Source organism: Sphingorhabdus contaminans, from assembly GCF_007280415.1.
GTDB classification, from domain to species: domain Bacteria; phylum Pseudomonadota; class Alphaproteobacteria; order Sphingomonadales; family Sphingomonadaceae; genus Sphingorhabdus_B; species Sphingorhabdus_B contaminans.
Genome location: NZ_VKKU01000002.1, coordinates 1,109,769 through 1,129,402, shown reverse-complemented (window position 1 = coordinate 1,129,402; position 19,634 = coordinate 1,109,769). Strand labels below are relative to the sequence as shown.

The 19,634-nt window shown below is 57.4% G+C and carries 22 protein-coding genes; 15 read left to right on the top strand and 7 right to left on the bottom strand.

Features of this window, described 5'->3' with window-relative positions; genetic code table 11:
* The first annotated feature begins 4 nt into the window (after positions 1-4).
* From FOM92_RS13690 to FOM92_RS13645, 10 genes are all read left to right on the top strand, one after another.
* Positions 5-940, top strand: coding sequence for a helix-turn-helix domain-containing protein (locus FOM92_RS13690; RefSeq protein ID WP_143777384.1), 936 nt, complete (start codon positions 5-7; stop codon positions 938-940).
* Positions 941-1,005: 65 nt separating this feature from the next.
* Positions 1,006-1,419 (top strand): SUF system Fe-S cluster assembly regulator, encoded by a 414-nt coding sequence (locus tag FOM92_RS13685; protein WP_143777383.1) that lies wholly within the window; start codon positions 1,006-1,008, stop codon positions 1,417-1,419.
* On the top strand, positions 1,416-2,897 hold the full coding sequence (gene sufB / locus FOM92_RS13680) for a Fe-S cluster assembly protein SufB (RefSeq protein WP_143777382.1): 1,482 nt from the start codon (positions 1,416-1,418) through the stop codon (positions 2,895-2,897). The genes FOM92_RS13685 and sufB overlap by 4 nt, the downstream gene beginning before the upstream one ends.
* The gene (locus FOM92_RS13675; RefSeq protein ID WP_143777381.1) at positions 2,894-3,319 is read left to right on the top strand and encodes a hypothetical protein; all 426 of its coding nucleotides are present in this window, start codon (positions 2,894-2,896) and stop codon (positions 3,317-3,319) included. The genes sufB and FOM92_RS13675 overlap by 4 nt, the downstream gene beginning before the upstream one ends.
* Complete coding sequence (gene sufC / locus FOM92_RS13670; RefSeq protein ID WP_143777380.1) at positions 3,303-4,046, top strand: Fe-S cluster assembly ATPase SufC; 744 nt, start codon at positions 3,303-3,305, stop codon at positions 4,044-4,046. Before FOM92_RS13675 ends, sufC begins: the two co-directional genes overlap by 17 nt.
* Positions 4,043-4,606: a DUF7010 family protein gene (locus FOM92_RS13665; protein ID WP_143777379.1), complete on the top strand. Its 564-nt coding sequence runs from the start codon at positions 4,043-4,045 to the stop codon at positions 4,604-4,606. The genes sufC and FOM92_RS13665 overlap by 4 nt, the downstream gene beginning before the upstream one ends.
* Positions 4,603-5,337 (top strand): SufD family Fe-S cluster assembly protein, encoded by a 735-nt coding sequence (locus FOM92_RS13660; RefSeq protein ID WP_143777378.1) that lies wholly within the window; start codon positions 4,603-4,605, stop codon positions 5,335-5,337. The genes FOM92_RS13665 and FOM92_RS13660 overlap by 4 nt, the downstream gene beginning before the upstream one ends.
* A gap of 26 nt (positions 5,338-5,363) precedes the next feature.
* Positions 5,364-6,545 carry a SufS family cysteine desulfurase gene (locus tag FOM92_RS13655; protein WP_143777875.1) on the top strand — a complete coding sequence of 394 codons (1,182 nt, stop codon included), beginning with the start codon at positions 5,364-5,366 and terminating at the stop codon, positions 6,543-6,545.
* Positions 6,542-7,000: an SUF system Fe-S cluster assembly protein gene (locus FOM92_RS13650; protein ID WP_143777377.1), complete on the top strand. Its 459-nt coding sequence runs from the start codon at positions 6,542-6,544 to the stop codon at positions 6,998-7,000. Before FOM92_RS13655 ends, FOM92_RS13650 begins: the two co-directional genes overlap by 4 nt.
* Positions 6,997-7,353 (top strand): HesB/IscA family protein, encoded by a 357-nt coding sequence (locus FOM92_RS13645; protein WP_143777376.1) that lies wholly within the window; start codon positions 6,997-6,999, stop codon positions 7,351-7,353. The genes FOM92_RS13650 and FOM92_RS13645 overlap by 4 nt, the downstream gene beginning before the upstream one ends.
* Before the next feature lie 9 nt (positions 7,354-7,362).
* Here the strand turns inward: FOM92_RS13645 and FOM92_RS13640 are convergent, their stop codons facing one another.
* On the bottom strand, positions 7,363-9,759 hold the full coding sequence (locus tag FOM92_RS13640; RefSeq protein ID WP_143777375.1) for a S8 family peptidase: 2,397 nt from the start codon (positions 9,757-9,759) through the stop codon (positions 7,363-7,365).
* Positions 9,760-9,944: 185 nt separating this feature from the next.
* Here FOM92_RS13640 and FOM92_RS13635 point away from each other — a divergent pair, with 185 nt between their 5' ends.
* The 4 genes from FOM92_RS13635 to FOM92_RS13620 all read left to right on the top strand — a co-directional run bounded on the left by FOM92_RS13635 (position 9,945) and on the right by FOM92_RS13620 (position 12,983).
* On the top strand, positions 9,945-10,619 hold the full coding sequence (locus tag FOM92_RS13635) for a pyrimidine 5'-nucleotidase (protein ID WP_143777374.1): 675 nt from the start codon (positions 9,945-9,947) through the stop codon (positions 10,617-10,619).
* The gene (dapD, locus tag FOM92_RS13630) at positions 10,616-11,455 is read left to right on the top strand and encodes a 2,3,4,5-tetrahydropyridine-2,6-dicarboxylate N-succinyltransferase (protein WP_143777373.1); all 840 of its coding nucleotides are present in this window, start codon (positions 10,616-10,618) and stop codon (positions 11,453-11,455) included. The genes FOM92_RS13635 and dapD overlap by 4 nt, the downstream gene beginning before the upstream one ends.
* A gap of 243 nt (positions 11,456-11,698) precedes the next feature.
* Positions 11,699-11,896 (top strand): HP1242/YdcH family protein, encoded by a 198-nt coding sequence (locus FOM92_RS13625; protein WP_143777372.1) that lies wholly within the window; start codon positions 11,699-11,701, stop codon positions 11,894-11,896.
* 76 nt (positions 11,897-11,972) lie between these two features.
* The gene (locus FOM92_RS13620; RefSeq protein WP_143777371.1) at positions 11,973-12,983 is read left to right on the top strand and encodes a TerC family protein; all 1,011 of its coding nucleotides are present in this window, start codon (positions 11,973-11,975) and stop codon (positions 12,981-12,983) included.
* On the opposite strand, the gene FOM92_RS13615 is transcribed toward FOM92_RS13620, so the two are convergent.
* From FOM92_RS13615 to FOM92_RS13590, 6 genes are all read right to left on the bottom strand, one after another.
* Positions 12,980-13,216 (bottom strand): hypothetical protein, encoded by a 237-nt coding sequence (locus FOM92_RS13615; RefSeq protein ID WP_143777874.1) that lies wholly within the window; start codon positions 13,214-13,216, stop codon positions 12,980-12,982. The genes FOM92_RS13620 and FOM92_RS13615 overlap by 4 nt on opposite strands.
* A gap of 107 nt (positions 13,217-13,323) precedes the next feature.
* A complete protein-coding gene (locus FOM92_RS13610) occupies positions 13,324-14,658 on the bottom strand; it encodes a M20 metallopeptidase family protein (RefSeq protein ID WP_246087306.1) in 1,335 nt (444 codons plus the stop codon).
* Complete coding sequence (locus FOM92_RS13605) at positions 14,655-15,044, bottom strand: VOC family protein (protein ID WP_143777370.1); 390 nt, start codon at positions 15,042-15,044, stop codon at positions 14,655-14,657. Before FOM92_RS13605 ends, FOM92_RS13610 begins: the two co-directional genes overlap by 4 nt.
* A gap of 30 nt (positions 15,045-15,074) precedes the next feature.
* Complete coding sequence (locus FOM92_RS13600; protein WP_143777369.1) at positions 15,075-16,217, bottom strand: serine hydrolase domain-containing protein; 1,143 nt, start codon at positions 16,215-16,217, stop codon at positions 15,075-15,077.
* Positions 16,214-16,768 carry a DUF3617 domain-containing protein gene (locus FOM92_RS13595; protein ID WP_143777368.1) on the bottom strand — a complete coding sequence of 185 codons (555 nt, stop codon included), beginning with the start codon at positions 16,766-16,768 and terminating at the stop codon, positions 16,214-16,216. The genes FOM92_RS13600 and FOM92_RS13595 overlap by 4 nt, the downstream gene beginning before the upstream one ends.
* Positions 16,765-17,307, bottom strand: a complete 543-nt coding sequence (locus FOM92_RS13590; protein ID WP_143777367.1) for a DUF3617 domain-containing protein — start codon at positions 17,305-17,307, stop codon at positions 16,765-16,767. The genes FOM92_RS13595 and FOM92_RS13590 overlap by 4 nt, the downstream gene beginning before the upstream one ends.
* A gap of 140 nt (positions 17,308-17,447) precedes the next feature.
* Between FOM92_RS13590 and uvrB the strand changes: the two genes are divergently transcribed.
* Positions 17,448-19,634 carry an excinuclease ABC subunit UvrB gene (gene uvrB, locus FOM92_RS13585; RefSeq protein WP_143777366.1) on the top strand — a complete coding sequence of 729 codons (2,187 nt, stop codon included), beginning with the start codon at positions 17,448-17,450 and terminating at the stop codon, positions 19,632-19,634.

Sequence of the window (19,634 nt, the reverse complement as noted above, 5' to 3'; positions counted from 1 at the left end):
TTTCATGCATGAAAGTCGCAGTGACGGACTTGAACGTACCGGTGCGTCAACCTGCGACCTGCGCCCGTCCTATACCCCGCCCGACAAAATCGAGGTGTCGCATTTTGCACCCGCGGCAGAACTGTCGCCCTATGTCACGCAGATCTATTTTTTCCGGTGCGATGAACCCGCCATCCGCGACCGCCAACCTGCGGCCCTGGGCCATCTTATATTCCTGCTCAGCGGACGGGGGACGTTGAAATTTCAAAACGGGGATATAGTAGAAGTCGCCGATGCCACGGTGTTCGGACCGGGTCTGGCCGCCGCCGAATTTGATTTTGAAGGCCCCCTTTATGATCTGGGCTTCGCCCTGTCGCCCCTGGGTTTCGTGGCGCTTACAGGGAAAGCAGCCAATCTTTTCGCCGACAGGGCGGTTCCGGCGGCGGAACTTTTCGGTCCGCAGATCGACCAGTTGGCAGAGGAATTTCGGGCCGGGCACAGTCAAGGAACGATGCGTGTGGCCGAGATGGTTGAAAAGGCAACCGCCCTCCTTCTTTCGCATGTCCGCCCGGTGCCGCCATCACATCTCCACATGGTGCAGACCGTTATCAACTGGCTGTCCAGCGATCTGGACCCCGATGTCGAACAGCTTTACCCGTTGCTCGACATGTCCCGCAGCACGGCTGCGCGACTCATCACCCGCTATTTCGGCTCCGCTCCCAAACAGTTGATGCGAAAATACCGGGCGTTGCGGGCGGCGAGCATGTTGATTGACCCCCATTGCAACGATGCGCTGCGCACGCAAATCGAGTCGCTTTTCTACGATCAGCCGCACATGATTCGTGAAATCCGGCAATTTGCCGGACGGACACCAGGCGCCCTTGACGGGGATGACACCAAAATCCTGCGGATATGGCTTTCCAAGGACAATTACCGCGACATCGAGACCTTTCCGGGTTGATTTTTTCGGTCAAAGGGACCATTTGCCTGAAATCGGAATAATTTTGTCTGATTAGGGTTTGGCAGATGCGTTTGTCCAATATGGCAGATTATGCAGTGGTCGTGATGAGCGCGGCGTCGCGTCATTGCGGCGGCATGCGCACGTCCGCCACGGAACTGTCGGGTGAAACAGGGATCGCGCTTCCTACCGTCCAGAAACTGGTCAGTATCCTGACCAAAGGCGGACTCCTGCGCTCGGTCCGCGGTGCAGGCGGTGGCATCCAGCTTGCCCGTCCGGCGGCCGCGATCACACTGGCCGACATTATCGAGGCGGTGGAAGGGCCTATTGCCATGACCAATTGTATCAACGCATCCACCTGCAACTGCGCGATTGAGCCCGACTGCAATATCAAACCCCATTGGGCAATCGTGAACAATGCGGTCCGCAGTGCACTTTCCGATGTTTCGCTCAGCAGCCTTGCCATGGGGCACACCGCATGACCGACGATACCGCCATGAAGGATCAAGCCGCGTGGGACGCCGCCGAAAAGGTTGCGGATTATGAACATGGCTGGTCATCCGATATCGAAACCGATTTCGCGCCCAAGGGGCTGAACGAAGATACGGTCCGGTTCATTTCGGCAAAGAAGAACGAACCGGAATGGATGCTCGAATGGCGGCTGAAGGCCTTTGCCATGTGGAAGACGATGACGCCGCCAGACTGGGCCAAGCTGAATGTCCCGCCTATCGATTATCAAGACGCTTATTATTATGCCGCGCCAAAGGCGAAGCCCAAGCTGAATTCGCTGGACGAGGTAGATCCCGAAATCCTGCGCGTTTACGAAAAGCTTGGCATTCCCATCGCGGAGCAGGAAGTGCTCGCCGGTGTCGAAGGCGCACGCAAGGTTGCCGTCGATGCGGTGTTCGACAGCGTCAGCGTCGCGACCACCTTCCGCGCCGAACTGGAGCGCGCGGGCGTGATTTTCCGGTCCATTTCGGAAGCCATCAAGGAATATCCGGAACTGGTGAAAAAGTGGCTCGGCAAGGTTGTGCCGATGCACGACAATTATTTTGCGACACTGAACTGCGCCGTGTTTTCCGACGGTACCTTCGTCTACATTCCCGAAGGTGTTCGCTGCCCGATGGAATTGTCGACCTATTTCCGCATCAATGCCGAAAATACCGGCCAGTTTGAACGCACGCTGATCGTGGCCGACAAGGGCAGCTATGTGTCCTATCTTGAAGGCTGCACCGCGCCGATGCGCGACGAAAACCAGCTCCACGCCGCTGTGGTCGAACTTGTCGCGCTCGACGATGCCGAGATTAAATATTCGACCGTGCAGAACTGGTATCCCGGCGATGCAGAGGGCAAGGGCGGTATCTATAATTTCGTGACCAAGCGCGCCCTGTGCCAGGGCCACAACAGCAAAGTGTCCTGGACGCAGGTCGAAACCGGCAGCGCCGTGACCTGGAAATATCCGTCATGCGTCCTGAACGGCGAAAACAGTGTCGGCGAATTTTACTCGGTCGCGGTGACCAACAATTACCAGCAGGCCGACACAGGCACCAAGATGATCCACAATGGCAAGGGCTCACGCTCCACCATCGTGTCAAAAGGCATTAGCGCCGGGCACAGCAACAACACCTACCGCGGACTGGTGCGCGTCGCGCCCAATGCGGAAGGGGTGCGTAACTTTACCCAGTGTGATTCCCTGCTCTTGGGCTCCATGTGCGGGGCGCACACCGTACCCTATATCGAGGTCCGCAACCCCAGCGCCCAGATTGAACATGAGGCAACAACCAGCAAGATTTCCGACGACCAGCTATTCTACGCGATGCAGCGTGGGCTGGGGCAGGAAGAGGCAGTCGCTCTGATCGTCAACGGCTTCGCCAAGGAAGTGCTGCAGCAATTACCGATGGAATTTGCCGTCGAGGCCCAGAAGCTTTTGGGGATCAGTCTTGAAGGGTCGGTGGGGTGACATTTACCTATCGTCTTGACCCGCACGGAGAGCCGACAGTTGTCGAAGAGAAACGCCAAATCTCTGTCGTTTGGGAGAGCGGCCTGGGCCGACGCCCCGAGCAGCATGAAATTGGCGGCATCTGGCGGTTTGAACATGCCGACTGGAAATTTACGGTGACCGCCGAAGGCGAGCTTTTTGATGCGGCATGGACGCCCGGCAAGGATGGAAAGCTGGTTGAAGTTTATGGTTCGGCACCCCGTATCTCGCTGCACACATATGCCAAACCAAAACGGATTCTGGGCGATGTGGTCCCGCACGACATCAACCAGATCATCGCCGACGCCATGATCACCATCTACTCAAAAGGCGGGCACTTTCCGGGTCGGATTGAATATAGCGGCCCTTATGGATTGAAGAGAGAATATGCTTCAAATAACTAACCTCCACGCCACCGTTGCCGACAAGCCGATCCTGAAGGGGCTTACGCTTAGCCTGAACGCGGGCGAGATCCATGCGATCATGGGCCCCAATGGTGCGGGCAAATCGACGCTGGGCTATGTGCTCTCAGGACGACCCGGATATGAAGTGACCGAAGGATCGGTGACGTTCAACGGCGAAGATCTGCTTGGCATGGAGCCGCATGAGCGTGCCGCCGCTGGCCTGTTTCTGGGTTTCCAATATCCGGTTGAAATCCCTGGTGTGTCGAATGTGCAATTCCTGCGCGAGGCTTTGAATGCGCAGCGCAAGCAGCGTGGCGAAGACCCGCTTTCGGGCGCCGAGTTCCTGAAAGTCGCACGCGCGCAGGCTGATGCGATGGGCATGGACATGGACATGCTGAAACGTCCGGTGAATGTCGGATTTTCCGGTGGCGAGAAAAAGCGTAACGAGATGGTGCAAATGGGTATCATCGATCCCGCGCTTGCAATCCTGGACGAGACTGACAGCGGCCTCGACATCGATGCGCTGCGCGTGGTTGGCGACGGCATCAACCGCATCATGCGCAAGCCCGACAAGGCTGTTCTGCTCATCACCCATTACCAGCGGCTGCTCGACTATGTGAAGCCCGACTTCGTCCATGTTCTCGCCGATGGCCGGATCACGCGGACCGGCGGCGCGGAGCTTGCGCTGGAACTGGAAGAGCATGGTTATGCGGAGATTGCCGCATGACCGAAATGCACACCCAACCCCTTGTGGAACTGCAGCGCCAATATCTGGACGACAGTACCGCCGGGATGCCGATTGGCGGGCTGATTGCGTGGGGTGCGCTGGCGCTGATCAGCTGGCAACTGGGCGATGCGATGCCGGCATGGGTTGCGTTCACCGCGGCCGCAGCGCCTTTGCCTCTGTCTATTGTGATCGACAAGATAAGGGGCGCCAAAGGACTTTCGACGCAGTCCAACAAGAATCCGCTGACGCAATTGTTCATGCAGTTCATTTTCGTCATCGCGCTGATCATACCCTTCGTCATTTTCGCGGCACAGGCGGCGCAGTCGCTTGAACTTCTGGTTCTCGGCCTTGCCATATTGGCCGGCATGATCTGGGTCCCGCACGGTTGGTGCGCCAATGACCGCGCGGGTATGATCCATTTCATTATCCGCGCCGCGCTTTGCTATGCCGCCTATATGTTTGCGCCCGATGCCATTAAAACGGCTGCGGTCGCAGGCGCCGCCGCGCTGACCTATGTCTACGCAATCTGGGCCATGAAAAAGCCGGGTGACGCGGTATGAGCGGGACAACGACCCTGCCCACACACCGCGATGAGGCATGGCGTTACAGCGACATCGCCGCCGTCAAAGCCGCATGGCCTTTGCCAGACGCAGAAGCGATACTGGTACCAGCGAACGGGCATTTTGCGCGCACAATCGTTCAGGACAGCGGCGCGATCCACCAGCTCGACATCGCGATCGGTAAGGGCGCAACCGCAACTGTCCATGTGCTGAACATCGGCGGCAATTATGGCCGCGTGGAACTGAACGTCACACTGCACGAAGGCGCGGATTTCAAACTGGGCGCGGTGCAGATTGGCGGGGACACACAGAATCTCGAAATTGTGACGACGGTGACCCATGCCGAACCCGGCGCCACCTCCTCGCAAATGGTGCGCTCGGTCCTAGCCGGGACGGCGACCGGAACCTATCTGGGTAAAGTTGCTGTTGCCCGGGATGCACAGGCCACCGACAGCGAACAATCGGTCAAAGCCATGCTGCTCGACCGCAGCGCCACGGCGAACGCGAAACCCGAACTCGAAATCTATGCCGATGATGTCAAATGTGCGCATGGCTGTGCCATTGGCGAGCTGGACCCGATGGGGTTATTCTATCTGCAGGCGCGCGGTCTGACACCGGCCGATGCAAAGAAGCTTATGCTGCAGGCTTTCGTCGCAGGAGTTTTCGAAGGCGCGGCAGATGCAGAAATGCTGACTTCGCGAGCCTTAGAAAAGCTGGAGGAACTGGTGTGAACGCGCCTGTGTCCATCGCCACCGAGATGCGTGAACAATTCCCTGGCCTTGCCAACAACTGGCACTATCTCGACACGGCCGCGACCGCGCAAAAGCCGCAGATAGTACTCGATGCGATGATGCGCGCGGGCGGCACCAATTACGCCACCGTGCATCGCGGCGTCTACGCCCGCTCTGCCCATATGACCGTCGCATTCGAAGCCGCCCGGGAACGCGTGGCGCGCTTCATGAGTGCAGCTTCGGCCAACGAGATTATCTTCGTGCGCGGCGCGACAGAGGGCATCAACCTCGTCGCGCAGAGCTGGGGCGGTGCACATCTGAAAGCGGGCGACCGCATCATGCTCAGTCAGTTGGAGCATCACAGCAACATCGTGCCTTGGCAGATGGTTGCCGAAAAGGTCGGCGCGCATATCGATATATGTCCGCTGACAGCAGACGGGCTGGTCGATCTTGATTGGCTGGAAGAAAATCTGACCGAACAGCACAGGCTGGTCGCGCTGGCCCATGTATCCAATGTGCTCGGCTCGGTGCTCGGTGCGAAGCGGGCGGCAAAGGCGGCGCATGCCGTAGGCGCAAAGCTGTTGCTGGATGGCTGTCAGGCGGCACCACGGATGCGGTTGAACATGGCGGAACTCGGCTGCGACTTCTATGTCTTTTCGGGACACAAGCTTTATGGCCCGACAGGGGTCGGCGTCCTCTGGGCAAAGGCGGAAACGCTTGAATCCATGCCCCCCTGGCAGGGTGGCGGCGCGATGATCGACCGCGTCACTTTTGAAAAGACAAGCTACGCCCCGCCCCCTTCCCGGTTTGAGGCAGGGACACCGATGATCATTGAGGTGCTGGGGTTGCATGCAGCCATTGATTTCGTCGATGCCATCGGCCCAGAAGATATTTTCGCGCATGAAAGCGCCCTTGCTGCGCAGACGCGGGACGCGTTGCGGAGCATCAATTCGATCACACTTTTCGGCCCTGTAAAGTCGGCGGGAATTGTGTCTTTTTCGATGGCAGGGGTGCATCCGCACGACATCGGCACCATATTGGACGAAGAAGGCGTGGCCATCCGTGCGGGGCACCATTGCGCACAGCCGTTGATGGACCATCTGAGCGTCCCGGCAACAGCGCGGGCAAGTTTCGGTATTTATAATGATGAAAGCGATGTCGCGGCCTTGGTGCGCGGCCTTGAAAGAGTGAAAAGGATTTTCGGATGAGCGACGATGGCATCCGCATGGAAGAAGTCGAAAGCGTGGAGAAGCCGCCTAAAGCACGGGTCGAAACGGCTGCCGAAACATTCGAGCGCAAGAAGGACTATCTGGAAGGCTTTCTGGCGCAGAAGCCGGCTGCGCCTGCTGCTGGAGAGCCGGATGGCGATCTGTATGAGGCTGTGATTGCCGCGCTGAAGGAAATTTACGACCCTGAAATTCCCGTCAATATCTATGACCTTGGCCTCATCTACAATGTCGAGATCAACGACGGACATGCCCTGATTTCGATGACGCTGACCACACCGCATTGCCCCGTCGCCGAATCCATGCCGGGCGAAGTGGAACTGCGTGTAGGGGCCGTTCCGGGTATCGGCGACGCCGAAGTGAATCTGGTTTGGGAACCGGCATGGAGCCCGGCCAATATGACCGATGAAGCCCGTCTGGAGCTTGGAATGTTATGAGCGATGTGAAGACACGAGCACGTCCTGCTGCGGTTACGCTAACCCCCGCATCGGAAGCACGCATAGCGGAACTGATGGCCAAGGCGCCGGCAGATGCGATTGGTGTAAAACTCTCTACCCCGCGGCGCGGCTGCTCGGGTCTTGCCTATTCGGTCGATTATGTCACCCAAGCGGTTCCCTTCGACGAGAAGATCGAGACACCCGGCGGCGTGCTCTACATCGATGGCGGGTCCGTCCTCTATCTGGTCGGTTCCACCATGGACTGGATCGAAGACGAGTTTTCCGCTGGTTTCGTCTTCAACAATCCTAACGCGACCGGCAGTTGCGGCTGCGGCGAAAGCTTTACCGTTTAGGCCAGGCGATCAAAAATCATATTGGAGCCGGAAGGCGACACCGACGTCATCAGGCATATTTTCGAAATGGCCTGGTTCCTGCCGCCAGAAGATATTCGAAGAAAAATATCCTCCTGTCAGGGGAACCATCCATGCAAGCTCGCTCGCGATTTCACGCCCCTTGGGCGCTAGACTGAATTGGCGGATGCCGAAAGTGGGCGTCAACGTCGCATAATCATACGACACAGGCACATTCAGCGCGAGCCCGCCGCCGGTGACGCGCAACGGCTGTGCCACACGGAAGGCGAGCCGGTCACCGCTGGCAATGGCGTTGGACCGCGCAATGTCCATCGAAAAGGCGTTGCTTTTTAGCAGGCTGTTTCCGCCAATGCTTCCGCCCCCTTGCGCATAGGTCCAGCCCTGCCGCCAGCTTGCGGCCAAAAGCCAGTTTGACCCCAGTGCTACTTCTCCATTGCCATCAACAAAGAGCGAGCGCGCGCCATTCTGTCCGATAAACTGGGCAAAACGGGCACCCAATATTGTCTCATCCTCGCGCATCCAGTTTGCACCCAAAGCGATTTTCGCGTCCGCGAACTGGCGATCCAATGAGAAACCTAGCGTCGAATAGGGATAGCGATGCGTACCGCTGCGGCTGAATTCAATGCCACTTCGTTCAAAAAGACGGGCGTCGCCCATTTCAACACTTCCGGTCAGGCCAAAGCCGGCAACTTCCCGGCGGAGCGCAAATGAACTGCCCGGCAGGCGTTCAAATCCGCTCTCCAGCCGGGCTTCGCTCGCAGTGAGGAATGACCCGCTTTGCATATCCTGCAATGCCGCAACCTGTCCTGCTGCCGCCTGCCGGATACCCAGACTGAACCGCGTGTCGCGGGCAATTTCCGCGCTGACGCGTCCGGCAAGAACGCGCGCCTGGCGCTGCTGACTGTCGGAGAGAGCGAGGGGCAATACATCCACGGCGCCCGACAGGTCCCCCCGGATGGAGAAGGCGATTTGCGTCGATCCGGCGCCGAAGCTGACCGAACGTCCCTGATCAATCAAAGCGGGCGTCAGGCGAAGACGCGGCGTAGTGGCATTTAATCCGTGGGCCAGATTGATGTCATAAGCCCGCCCATAACTGTCCAGGATCACCGCTTCAACAGGGCGGTTGGACAGCGCAACATCGCCCATCGGACCGGAGGTTGTGCCGCCATTTCCGGCGAGAGGAACAACGGTTGTCGTTCCTGCAAGCGAAGTCGTGCCTGCGGGCGCAAAAGCGCGCGCAATGTCCAGAATGCCGCGCCCGTAAATGGCATCGGTACCCGCAGCGCCGGCATCGCGCGCGCTGGTCAGCAGCAGATTCACGATTTGCTGCCCCGTCAGATTGGGAAATGCCTGCGCCAGCAAGGCAGCGGCACCAGAAATCTGCGGTGCGGCAAAGGATGTTCCGTTAAACACCCGGACGAACGTCTGCCCGTTCTGCTGAAACCTGTAGATCGTGTCATTTTGATATTCGCAACAAATGCCTTCGCCCAAAGCGGAAAGGACCGTGCTTTGAGAGATACCCGCCTTGTTGCTAAAGTCCGAAATGACGCCTTGATCATCCACCGATGTCGCAATGATCACAAGGCCATTACCATTGGCCACCAACGCTTGCGCGAAAGGACTGGGATTATTCGGATCAAAGGCAGGTGAGGCATCATTGCCTTCATTCCCCGCTGATACGATCACGACGATCCCTGCGGCTGTGGCGCGGTTTATCGCGGCGCGCAGGGTTGAATTGGCACCTCCGGCCCCGCCAAGCGAGATGTTGATCACCCGCGCGCCGTTGTCGACCGCCCTGTTCACACCGGCGGCGATTGCGGAATCAAAAAAGGAACAGCTTGCCTCGTCCTCGCCGGGCGCTGGTGTGGTGCAACTGCCCGATTGGTCGGCACGCAATGCAAGGATCCTGGCATTGAACGCGATGCCATGGGTGTCGCGGTCATCTTTCGCAGCCGCAATGACACGCGTGACCTCGGTGCCGTGTCCATCATCATCACCTAGGGGACGTCCGGCCCCCGTCACATCGCCGGACTGCGGATGGATTCGTCCGGTAAACTCATGGCTATTGGGGTCGATACCCGAATCGATAACGCCAACAATAATCCCCTGCCCGGATGCCCCGGCCTGATAAGCGGTGATGGCATTATGAAAGCCGGGTCCGTCCGAACGGTTGAACTCCGTCGTTGCGAAATTGGTCGTCGGTGGCGGCGGCGGGGGAGGAGGAGATGGGGGCGGCGGTGGCGGTGGCGGCGCAACGACCGGCGGGGCAGCGGGCGGCGCGGGCGTGGAACTTACACCACCACCTCCGCCACCACAGGCCGAAAGCGCCAGTGCAAAAACGACCGAACTGCCAATAACTACGGACCGGCGATTATTGGTTGCACGCATAACAGTTCGAACCTTCCCCATTTTCGATCGGTATATTAGGTACGGACCGCTTTCGCAAAAATTAACGGGACCATCTTTAGGCCGCGAACTTATGAGTGTCGTCGTCGAGGCGCCAAGATGGCGAAGATGTCTAAGAGTTCACGGCCTAGTTGAGCTATTGGCAATAGATGGCTAGGCGACCGGATATGAATCCGGCTTTTTCACATATCGATACGTGGATTTTCGATCTCGATCTGACCCTTTATCCGCCGAATGCCAATATCATGGCGCAGGTGCGGGATCGTATTGCCCTTTTCGTGCAGAACCATTTCCGGATTGGCCCGGAAGAGGCACACGATATCCGCTACCGTTACTGGAAAAAATACGGCACGACGCTGGGCGGGTTGATGCATGAGCATGGGGTCGACCCGCATGGATATCTCGATTTCGTCCATGACGTCGACTTGTCCTTGTTGCTTCCGGCGCCGGACTTGCGCGCCCATATCGAAGCGTTGCCCGGCCGGAAGCTGATTTTTACAAATGCCGATGCACCCTATGCAGAGCGTGTGCTGGAAATACGTGGACTGTCCGGTGTGTTTGAGGATGTATTTGACATCCACCGCATGGCGCATCGGCCCAAACCGAATAGCATCAGCTACGAAGCGCTTTGTTCCGAGCTGAAGATAGACGCGGCCCGCGCACTTTTTGTCGAGGATTCAGCCCATAATCTTGTTCCTGCGAAAGCGATGGGCATGACCACAATTTGGGTGAAACATGATGGCGAAGCTGATAGCGGTGGCCATGATGATCATATTGACCATGAAATTGCCGATGTGACCGAATGGCTCTCCGCAATTCACAGCCTTGAAAGAGCACCATGACAGACCAGCTTTCCACTATCATCGACAACGCCTGGGATGCCCGCGACGGGATCAGTTCGGCGACGCAGGGTGAGGTGCGCGATGCAGTCAACACCGCTCTTGCCGGTCTCGATGACGGCCGGTTCCGCGTCGCGGAAAAGGTCGATGGCCAATGGCAGGTCAACCAATGGCTGAAAAAGGCGGTACTCCTATCCTTCCGGTTGAACGACAATGTGGTGGTGGATGGCGGCGCTTCGGGTGCGCCGGCTTATGACAAGGTGCCGTCCAAATTTACCGGTTGGGGCGAAAACCGGTTTCGCGATTCCGGCTTTCGTGTTGTCCCTGGCGCGGTGGCTCGTCACGGATGCCACATCGGAAAAAACGTCGTTTTGATGCCGAGCTTCGTCAATATTGGTGCCCGTGTTGATGAAGGCACCATGGTCGATACATGGGCGACTGTCGGTAGCTGCGCGCAGATCGGCAAGAATGTCCATTTGTCGGGCGGTGTCGGGATAGGCGGGGTGCTGGAACCGCTACAGGCCGGTCCGGTCATCATCGAAGATAACTGTTTCATCGGGGCACGCTCCGAAGTGGTGGAGGGCGTAATTGTGGAAGAAGGCGCTGTGCTTTCCATGGGCGTCTTCATCAGTTCCACCAGCAAGATTATCGACCGCACCACCGGCGAAATATTTGTAGGCCGCGTTCCTGCCTATTCGGTGGTCGTTCCGGGGTCGCTGCCGGGCAAACCCTTGCCAGATGGCAGCCCAGGGCCAAGCCTTTCCTGCGCCGTCATTGTCAAGCGGGTGGACGCACAGACCCGCGCAAAGACGGCAATTAACGACCTATTGAGAGATTAAATCGATAAGTTGAGTGTGTTTAAGCCAAAAACACACTTGCAAATCGGAACGAATCACTCCATATAATAAGGGCGGACCGGGCCCCTCTGGCGTTGGCTTCTTTTCGGAGAAACGTGATGTCGGCCGCATCGGATGTTTCCGGTGCACTGGCTTGGCGGTCCTCCCTCCAAACCCCCGAAACCCTGCCATTCCGGTCGCCGGAGCATCCGATTGAACCACAACAAGTTCAAAGAGGATGATTTTATGACTTTTTCTTCATTTCGACTGATGCAGTTTCATCAGAAACTCGACCGTGAATTACGTGCCGAGCTGAAGCGGCGCTGGCCGGATGTTTTCCGGATCCAGAAGCTGAAGCGGCTGAAGCTGGCGGTCAAAGACCGGCTGCAGAAAAGCGCCATTGGTCGTGGAGGCAAGTCGCGTCTGCATCCGCAGAAGATTTAAACGACAACATATCTTTCACGGCACCATGTGGTACGCCCACATGGTGCCGTTTTGAATTTCTAACAGGGAATGCAAAATGGAATTTCTTACAATGGACTGGCTCGGAACGCCTGTCTGGTTCTGGATATCCTTTCTGGGTCTGGTTGTCGCGCTGACTGCCTTTGACCTTGGTATCCTGCACAAGGAAGACAAGGAGATGGGCATCGGCGAAAGCCTTAAGCTCTCCGCTTTCTATATCTCTATCGCACTCGCCTTTGGCGTCTGGGTCTATTTCCAGAAAACGGCGGCATTCGGTGCCGAAATCGGTGCCGACCTGACAATGAAATATTATACGGGCTTCTTCATCGAAAAGGCCCTGTCCATTGATAACATCTTTGTCATCGGCCTGATATTCGCCACTTTCTCGATCCCGCCCAAATATCAGTATCGCGCCCTGTTATGGGGCATTATCGGCGTCATCGTACTGCGCGGTGTGATGATTGCGCTGGGCGCGGCGTTGGTGGAGCAGTTCAACTGGATATTGTATTTCTTCGCCGTGTTCCTGATCGCGACCGGTGTCAAAATGCTGTTTGCCAGCGAAAAGCCGATGGACGTTGCCAACAATTCGGCGGTGAAATTCATATCGCGCATCATGCGGGTCACGCCGGAATTGCACGAACAGAAGTTTTTCGTCCGCTTGCCCGACAGCAAGACAGGCAAAATGGCATTGGCCGCGACGCCATTGTTCCTGGCGCTGGTTGTGATCAACGTTGTTGACCTTGTGTTTGCGGTCGACTCGGTGCCGGCGATCTTCGCGATCACGACCGATACGTTCATCGTTTACACGTCAAATATCATGGCGGTACTGGGTCTGCGTGCGCTTTACTTTGCCCTCGCGGCGATGGTGCATCGTTTCCACTATCTGAAATATGCGCTCGCGCTGGTGCTGGTGTTCATTGGTTCGAAGATCTTTGTCGCCGACTTCATTCTGGGCGGCGACAAGTTCCCGCCGGTATTAAGTCTGGCGGTTACCTTCGGCCTCATCCTTGGCGGTATCCTCTATTCGCTATGGAAAACAAAGGGCGAAGAGGCCGCAGCGCATAGCTAACGGCGGTCTTTCGTCGGGGCATTAAAGTCGGGCGGTTTGTTGGCTATCCACGCCACAAACCGCCCGATTTCTTCATGCGCCAACAGCGCATCGGCTGTCGAATAGCGCTTCTCCAGATCACTGTTCGTGAAATTGGCGTGGATGGTCCGGTGGCAGATCGGATGGACAGGTTCGCGCGATTTCCCGCCCCGGCTTTTGGGAACCGGATGGTGCCATTCGGTTACACTGCCCATCTCGCGCCTGCACAGCCAGCAGTGGAGCGCGGGCGGCGCGGACGCCTCTTCCTCATCGAACCAGTCGCGTGATTTTCGGGCCACTTAAGCTGCCACCGCAATGGGCATCAGCTTTTGGTCGGGCCAAGCAAATCGAGCACCGCCGCGGTCATCGCCTCGATACCCAGACGCACGGACGGTTCAGGGTCGATCTTGAAGAGCGGTGAATGATGTCCTGCAACGGGCTTGCCACCATTCTTCGCCGCTTCGATCCATTCCGGCGCTGTCCCGCCGACGGCGAAATAATAGCCTGGAATCTTGAACTGCGGATCGACAAAAAAGGCGAAATCTTCGGCCCCCATGTTGGTCTGGCGGAATGGCACAACAACATCTGCACCAAGTGCATTGGCAATGGCACCATTCAAGCGGCGGGCGAGAGCGGCGTCATTCACGGTAACCGGCGTTGATTCGGTTACCTTGACGATGGGCAACTTGTCTTCGGGCAGGCCATGGGCTCGGCCGATACCGACAGCCACGCGCTCAATCGACGCGATCAGCTTGTCACGGACATCCTTGCTGTTCGCCCGAACCGTTACCTGCAGGTCTGCAAATTCCGAAATGATATTGTGCTTGGTACCCGAATGGAACGCCCCGACCGTGATCACGCCTGCGTCAAGCGGACCTTTTTCACGGCTGATGATGGATTGCAGGCCAACCACAATCTGCGAGGCAATATAGACGGGATCACGTCCAAGATGCGGCGCTGCGCCATGGGTGGCAATACCGGGGACGCGGATGTCCACGCTGTCGGCGGAGGAATATTGAATGCCTTCCGACGCTGCGATCTTACCGGTTTCGAGTTCGGCCGCGACATGGAAGGCAAGCGCATAGTCTGGTTTCGGGAAACGGGTGTATAGGCCATCCTTTATCATCGCCGCTGCACCGCCGACCCGTTCTTCTGCCGGCTGCACGATGAAGACCACCGTCCCTTTCCAGCGGTCCTTCAGCGATGCCAGCTGCCGCGCCGTACCCACGAGCGAGGTGATATGAACATCATGGCCGCATGCATGCATGACCGGCATTTCCAGCCCATCCACACCCACTTGCCGAACCGTTGACGCGTTAGCGAGACCGGAGCGTTCCTGAACCGGAAGGCCATCCATGTCGGCGCGCACCAGAACCACTGGTCCGGTACCATTTTTCAGCACGCCCACGACGCCCGTCTCGCCAACTTTCTCTGTCACCACCATGCCTGGTACAGCGCGCAATTCCTGCGCCATGCGTGCAGCGGTTTTGTATTCACGGAACGACAATTCGGGATTGCGGTGGAAATGGTCCCACAGCGCGGCGAGCGACTTGTCATAATCCGCCTTCACCGAAGCGGAATAATCCGGGCGCGCCGTTACAGGTGCGGTCAGGAGAGCACTGCCAACCAACGCCAATATCATCGACTTTTTCATCATGCTGGCCCCATTCTGTATGCGCATAATTTGTTACCATCGGGATCGCGGAAGTAAGCAGCGTAGAAGGCCATGGGCCCTTCATCCCCGCGCAGTCCCGGGGGGCCTTCGCAGGTGCCGCCCAGCTCGATTGCCTTGTTGTAAAGGGCGTCTACCTGCGCCCGGTCCCGAACAACAATCGCCGCCATATTGCCGTTGCCCGGCGTCGCCGGTTCGCCATTATAGGCGGTGGTAATGGCGATGCCCGCTTTGTCGAGGCTGACGCCGTAGACGATAAAGCTGTCGCTGAAGCGCATCAGCTCTTTTCCGCCGATCACCGGCACCAGATTGCTGTAAAAAGCCTGGGCTGCAGCCAGGTCGTTTGACCCTAATGTAATATATCCCAGCATCTCTTTTCCCCCTGTCTTCCCTTAACTCTATCACGGGCATTGGTCGAAGCAATGGCCTACCGGTGCAAATTCATCGACCATGGTGACATAGCGGACGAAGCCCTTGCCGGACGCCCTGTTCACCCAGAAACCCGCCCGAAGACTATAGGCTTCACCCACATGACCGATCCATTGCCCGCCTTTGCCGTCGTCCAGCCAGTGTACGCCGAGACCGTAGGCTTTGAAGTACCCCTTGTCATCGTCGCCATTGCTGCCATCGAAGGTCCAGGCCGGGCCCAACATTTCAGCAAAGGATTTGGACGAGAGCAGCGGCGCGCCATCATTCAGTAAAAGCTGGCCGATCTTCGCTAGATCGCGTGCCGAAATGCGCAAGCCGCCTTGCGGACTGAAAGCCGAACCGTTGCGGCCCAATTTGTACAGGGCATCGACATCGCAGCTACCATTGGATGCAGGATAGATAGCGCAGGGGTCTTTGCCTTTCATCGGCGCGTCACGCGCCAGATCGCCATTGGGCCGCAGCAGCGTTACCGCTTGTGCCCGGCGACCCGCTCTGCATCCCGCGCCCCAGTTATAGCAGGCGTCGAGTTTCAAAGGCTCCAGCACCAGCCGGGCCATCAGCCGGTCAAACCGTTCGCCGGTCGCCCCTTCGAGTACCGCAGCAATCAGCGGCGAATTTATATTGGCATAGGCAAAATAATCACCCGGCGGGTAGCGCAGTTCCCACGCCTTGTTCGCGGCAAGCACCTGCGACAAATCACCGTCCAGCGGAACAGTATAATCCACATTATCCCGCAAGCCCGACCGGTGCGACAAGAGATGCCGCAGGGTTATGGGCGCATCGGGAAAGGCGGGGTTGCGGACATTCCAACCGAGATAGGCGTTGATATCCCGGTCGAGATCCAGCTTGCCCTGCTCAACAAGGCGCATAGCGGCCAAAGCCACCACAAGCTTGGAAATGGAGGCGACGCGCACAGGATCGTTTATCGTGACCTTGCGGCCGGACACCCCGGCATTTCCCCGGACATATTCGGTCGCTATGGTCGATTTTGTAAAAACGACCTTTATCTCTGCGGGCTCTATTGGCCGTTCCGACGCCTTTTTGGCATGGGCTGGGCCTATTTGGGCAAATCCCAGAAGCAACAGCCCCGCGAGGATCCGGCCCAACCCCGTCATGGCGCCGGACAGTCCCCGATATGCTTTCCTATCGCATTGCCCTTCATCTTGACCTTTCCGATCATGGGCAAACGGACATCGACTTCGCTTTCGTAGTTGAAGGCGGTATCGCCCATCACGCCTGCCAACTGCATATCGATGCTGCCCATGCCATCCATGCCGCAGCTCAGCTTCATATGCACATTCTGCCCCGAAACATCGAAGGCCTTGTACAGGCATTTTTCGGCACCATCCCCGCCAAAAAAGTCTGCGCCCGGCTTCTTGGCTTCGGCTTCGGACAGACAGCTCCGGTTCGAAGCGCCCTTGGCAATTTCGTCCATGATCTGTTGTTTCTGCGCCTTGCCCAGCGATGGCACATTGATATCGGAAAACACGAATTTCGTTTCCCACAGTCCGGCCTTCATCGGGACAAAGGCATCATAATCCATCTCGGCAGCACGCTCTTCGCTATCGACGACACCATTGCCATCCTTGTCGGCCCCATTATCCGAGCAGGATATGAGTGTCATGCACGCCACCAAAACTCCAGCTGCGACCCTGAGCTTTGTCATACCGGGCAGTCCCCTATTCTCTTGCCTTCGATCTTGCCCGTCATCTTGACGGTGCCCATCGGTGTACCTTCGGTGCTCTGGTCGATTTTCATCGTATAGGTTTCTGCAGCAAATTTGCCGTCCATGCTGCTCTTGATGACCATATTGCCACCTGGCTTGCATGTCATCGCCACTTTCATCGTGTCGCCGGACCTTTTCAAATCGTCAAAGGAACAATTTGCTTCAGGCGTACCTCCGAAGAAATCGCTGCCCGGCTTATCCACTTGTTCCTGCGTCAGGCAACTGCTCTGCACAATCCCCTTGCCCATCTGTTCTTTCATCTTGCCTTGCAGTTCTGCTGGCAGGCCCGGTGCATCAATCTTGTCAAAGCTGATTTTTACTTCCCATTGACCGGGCTTCATCGCCATTGCGCCACCGTCAGACATTTCCGCATTTGCTTCGCTGTTGGAAATTTTGCCGTCACCGTCGGCGTCGGCGCCCTTGTCCGAGCATGCCGAAATAGCAAGCGCGGCAACGCCCAATATGAGAAACTTTCGCATGGGTTTGACCTCCCGTTTTTTGTTTGGTGCCTTCTTCTGTCCCTACACGCGCGAAAAGGCAACAAGGATAAGGCGGATTATCGGACGAGCGGACGTATCGCCCCCTTGCCCCTCCCCTTCAAAAAGCACATATAGCGAACATGGCCGAACTCATTATCCGCCGCGGGCTTGAAGAACCGGATACCGTCGGCAGCTTCACACCGCACAAGCCCGAACGCCCGCCCAAGATGGAAGGGGGCAAACCCTTTCGTATCGTATCGGATTATGAACCCGCTGGCGACCAGCCAACGGCAATCCGCGAATTGGTGGAAACGGCCCGGGCGGGCGAAAAGAACCAGGTTCTGCTGGGCGTCACGGGCTCCGGTAAAACCTTCACAATGGCCAAGGTCATTGAAGAGTTGCAGCGCCCCGCGCTGATCCTTGCCCCCAACAAGATCTTGGCAGCGCAGCTTTATGGCGAGTTCAAAAGCTTTTTTCCCGACAACGCTGTCGAATATTTTGTCAGCTATTATGATTATTACCAACCCGAAGCCTATGTTCCGCGCAGCGACACCTATATCGAAAAGGAATCGTCGGTAAACGAAGCCATCGACCGCATGCGGCATTCGGCTACGCGTTCTCTCCTGGAACGCGACGACGTGCTGATCGTGGCATCGGTGTCGTGCATTTACGGTATCGGTTCGGTTGAAACTTATTCGGCGATGATCTTCGACCTGAAAAAGGGCGAGAATGTCGACCAGCGGGAACTGATCCGCAAATTGGTTGCTTTGCAGTATAAACGGAATGACACCGCCTTTACCCGGGGCAATTTCCGGGTCCGGGGTGACAATCTGGAAATTTTCCCGAGCCATTATGAAGATATGGCCTGGCGCATCAGTTTCTTCGGCGACGAGATTGAGGAAATTGCCGAATTCGACCCCCTTACAGGTACGACGGGCGTAAAGCTGAACAGTGTCCGCGTCTATGCCAACAGCCATTATGTGACGCCTGGGCCGACCATGAAGCAGGCGAGCGAGGCAATCAAATTCGAGCTCGCCGAGCGGTTGAAGGAGCTTGTGTCCGAAGGCAAATTGCTGGAGGCGCAGCGCCTGGAGCAGCGAACGCAATTTGATCTGGAAATGATTGCCGCCACGGGATCATGTGCGGGAATCGAAAATTATTCGCGCTTCCTGACCGGCCGCTTGCCCGGTGAACCGCCACCGACCCTGTTCGAGTATCTTCCCGACAACGCTTTGCTGTTTGTCGACGAAAGCCACCAGACCGTGCCGCAAATCGGCGCGATGGCCAAGGGTGACCACCGGCGTAAGCTGACCTTGGCCGAATATGGATTCCGTCTGCCGAGTTGCATCGACAACCGGCCGCTCCGTTTCAACGAATGGGACGTGATGCGCCCGCAAACTGTCTGCGTGTCGGCAACCCCCGGCGGTTGGGAAATGGAGCAATCGGGCGGCGTCTTTGCCGAGCAGGTAATCCGACCCACCGGCCTTATCGACCCTCCTGTCGAGATCAAGCCGGTTGAGGATCAGGTGCAGGACTGTATCAACGAATGCCGCAAAACGGCAGAAGCGGGGTATCGCACACTTGTCACCACGCTGACCAAGCGGATGGCCGAAGACCTGACCGAATTCATGCACGAAGCCGGATTGAAAGTACGGTACATGCACTCCGATGTGGAAACTTTGGAGCGTATCGAACTGATCCGCGATTTGCGGCGCGGGGTCTATGACGTGCTGGTCGGTATCAATCTGTTGCGCGAAGGCCTCGATATTCCGGAATGCGGGTTGGTTGCCATATTGGATGCCGACAAGGAAGGATTCCTGCGCAGTGAAACCAGCCTGATCCAGACCATCGGACGGGCGGCGCGCAACGTCGACGGGCGGGTTATTCTTTACGCAGACCGCATGACCGGCAGCATGGAACGCGCCATCCGCGAAACGGATCGTCGCCGGGAAAAACAGCGCGAGTATAATTTGCTCCACGGCATCACCCCTGCCACCATCAAGCGGAATATCCACGACATCGTCGCCGACACCGCCAGCCGGGATTCCGTCTTGGTGGAGATCGATGCCGAGGGTGCCAACAACCTCGTCGGCCACAATTTACGGGCCTATATCGAGGAACTCGAAAAGAAGATGCGCGCAGCCGCAGCCGATCTGGAGTTCGAGGAAGCAGGAAGGTTGCGCGACGAGATTCGTTCGCTGGAGGCGACAGAATTGGGTCTGCCGACCGACATGCAAGTCACAGCCCCCAAGGGACGCGCGACAGAAGGAAAACCCGGCACACGCAAATTGCGTTATGGCAAAGTGCAGAAGAAGTTCGGACGCTAG